At 62.9% G+C, this 3,063-nt stretch carries 2 protein-coding genes and 1 pseudogene; all 3 read right to left on the bottom strand.

Annotated features, from left to right (window positions below; all coding sequences use genetic code 11):
* Positions 1-186 (bottom strand): annotated as a pseudogene (locus tag ACLP25_RS25825) (tyrosine-type recombinase/integrase); the annotation flags it as partial.
* Positions 187-1,157: 971 nt separating this feature from the next.
* Complete coding sequence (locus tag ACLP25_RS25820) at positions 1,158-1,874, bottom strand: extensin-like domain-containing protein (protein ID WP_442471971.1); 717 nt, start codon at positions 1,872-1,874, stop codon at positions 1,158-1,160.
* Positions 1,875-2,041: 167 nt separating this feature from the next.
* Positions 2,042-2,995 (bottom strand): L,D-transpeptidase family protein, encoded by a 954-nt coding sequence (locus ACLP25_RS25815; RefSeq protein ID WP_442471972.1) that lies wholly within the window; start codon positions 2,993-2,995, stop codon positions 2,042-2,044.
* Positions 2,996-3,063 lie beyond the last annotated feature (68 nt).

Below are 3,063 nucleotides of genomic sequence, written 5' to 3'. Positions count from 1 at the left end.
CTCGCCCTCGGCGTCGGTCAGCATGGCCCAGGTCAGGGACGCGATTTCCTTGGCCCGCAGCCCCGCCCGCGCCGAGAGGAGGAAGATCGCCCGGTTTCGCTCTGGGTATCGCGTTTTGGCCAGATAGAGCAGGACCGTGTCGGTCTGGCCTTTGCTGAGGATTTTCGCTTGTCGCTTCAGGCCCAAGGCCGCCTCCCAAACTCGTTATGGATATCGACAATAGCGACAGTTTAACACGAGTCAAGCGGCCAAGTTGGCGGCGCTCCGGAAAGAATGGCGCGATGTCAATGGCTTGGCGCGACTGGTGGGATAAGGCGAATTTCAAAACGAGTCGCAGACGCGGGTCGGTTCAAGCCGAGCGCCAATCGTCGATGTGCGGCGCGCGCAGACGGGGTCGCGGCAGGCTTTGTTCGCTAACGGACCCTAGTTCATCGATTTCGAAGTTCGAATCATATCCTGCCGATGGAGCTCCAACAATTCGCACCTGAGGGGCCAACGACGGAGGTGTGAAGTTTCAAGGAATCGCTGTACTAGCTAGGCGCGAAGCTGAACATCGAGGCAAAGGCTGCGTGGTGCGCGGCTATCGCGAGCCGCCATCAAAGGTCAACGCACGGAACGAGACCTTTGCTTGTTCGCCTTCTGCACCGACGCCCGCGCAAGTTGTACAGCGGCGCAGCGGGAGCCGAAATGAGGGGTATTTGAGCCGAACGCCTACCGCTTCATGCGCCGGGAAGCCGCACTGTCGAAACATACCCAGACGGGTAGATCACGCGCACCTGGGTAACGTGAGGCGGCCACGCCATCAAGAGCGGGAAACCGGGGCTTCTGGCTTCGGCTTGAAGCTCACGAATGACGTTGTCCGAGCGGTCGAGAAATTGAACCCGGTACTGCATCGATCGCCTCATCGAACGAGAGGAAAGTGGGCCGCACTCGGCCTGCCGCCTATAAACACCGCAACCTCCGCCCAAGGTTCCGTCATTTTTCTGGCTACGCGGCGTCGCGGCGGCCGCCGATGGTCCCAAAACATTGACCCAGGAGCGCCGATTGCGCTGTGAGCCGGATCACAGCGGCCGGGCCCTCCTCTACCAAAGCGATTTCGCTTGCTTTGGCCCATCGCCTATTCGGCGGTCGCTTTCGCTTCCGTCCACGAGGGGGCGTTACTCGCAGATGCGATAGTTGTCGCTTGCTCCGTGGCGCAGGATGTCGAAATGGAAGTGCTCGGCGTGGGCCGCGTCCGCGCCCGGCCCCAGCACGGTGGTGAACCAGCCACACGCGGCTTGCCGCATCGTCCGCACAAACAAGGCCTCCGCGGAATTCGCTTCATGGCCGATGGCGATTCGCCGTCGATCGGCGAGCGTGATCGCCGAAAGATCGATAGCGATACCTTTGGCATGCGGGTTCGGACTGCCGCTCGGGAGCCGGATCGGGCTGCGGCAAGCGTAGCCGCCGGTATCCAGCGCGACAACGCCCGAGCCGAGCACCGCCGTGGCCAGCGGCGCCATCAGATCCTGCGCAAACTCCGTGAAGGTGATGGCGAATGGGCAATCGAGAATCGGACGGTCGGGCATGTCGATCGTGGCGCCGTTGGTCAAGCCGATCGAGCTCAGGCGCACCGGCTCGGCGATTCCACAATCGGCGAGCGGAGCCGGCGGCGCGGGGACGATCTCCGCTTCGATATGATTTGCTCTGAGCTCGGCGAGACACGCTGCCGCATCAGCAGGCTGAGGGACTAAAGGCGTCGCTATCGACGGCGGCGGCGCAGGCGGCGTCCCGCCGCCGGGCTGCGTTTCCGAGGACGAGGGCGGCCGGATTGGCGGCAGGGGCGGCTGGCCGCTCGCGCCTGCGTCGGCCCACGAGACCGACGCCCAAATCATCACCGCGCCGCCGGACTTCAATGTGGTCGCGACTGCGCCGCGGAATATTCGCTTACGTCGCGCACGAGCATTCGCCCAGAAATTTTCCGTTTTCGCTCCCTTTGAATTGATTCTCGGCCGGCGACCTAATCCGGGAATCCCGCAGAATCCCGGCCTTCCCGCCGCGTCTAGGGTTGTCCGCGCTTGGTTTCTAGTCCCCGCCGCTCGCTCACCGGGCCCGGCATGGGCGACACGGGGGAATCCTCGTCCTCGAACTTCACCACGGTCCCGCGGCGCACCATCGCGGCCAGGTCCACCGCGTCCCAGTTGGTCAGACGGATGCAGCCGTGGGATTCGGTCTTTCCGATATTCGTGGGCTCGGGCGTGCCGTGAATGCCGTAAGAAGGGGCGGTCAGCGCGATCCAGACCAGACCGACCGGATTATTTGGCCCCGGTCTGATGGTCAGCTTTTGTCTGACGCTCACGCCTTTCCACGCGAATTTCGGGTCGTAAACGAAGTCTGGGTTCCACTCGACGCCCCGCACGTTGAAGGCGCCGCTCGGAGCCGGCTTTTCCTCGCTGCCGATCGTCGCCGGATAGAATGCGAGCAGCCTGCCTTCCTTGTCGTAGGCGCGCACGTTGCGTGCGGGTTTGTCCACCACGATCGTCGCCACGCTCTCTTTCGCGGCTCCTTCGTTATTGTTTGGCGGGATGGCTTCGAACGTGTCTCGCCCGGCGCGCAGATTGAGGGCCTTAACGTCGGCCACGACGATCTGCTGCCCCGGGCGCTCGAAATCGGCGCGCGGGTTCAGCTTGCGCAAAAACTCCGTGTTCATGTGGAATTTCTCGGCCAGTTCCGCCAGCGGACTTCTGTAAGAGAGGCCGCGAAACTCGGCCATCTGCGCCAGATCCACCGGAATCTGCTTGTGACACGGTCCGGCGAGGTCCGCGTCGGTGATCGTGTAAGGGTTCAGCACCGGCTCCAAAGCATTCGAGATCAGCGCATTCCAGGTGTCGGCGTCCAGAATTCCGGTGGCGGGCAGGTTATTGGCCTGCTGGAAAGCTCGGACAGCGCGTCGGTAGTTGTCGCCATTCATGCCGTCAATTTCGCCCGGAGAGAAATGGTCTCGATCAAGGAGCACTTCGGCTTTGGCGATCAGCGAAGGGTCGCTGTCGTTCTTGCCGCTCGGCGCGGAGGCGTTGATCGATG

The organism is Roseiarcus sp. (genome assembly GCF_052145395.1).
Lineage (GTDB): Bacteria > Pseudomonadota > Alphaproteobacteria > Rhizobiales > Beijerinckiaceae > Roseiarcus.
The sequence above is the reverse complement of the archived record's forward strand: the minus strand, read 5'-3'. Positions and strand labels throughout refer to the sequence as shown.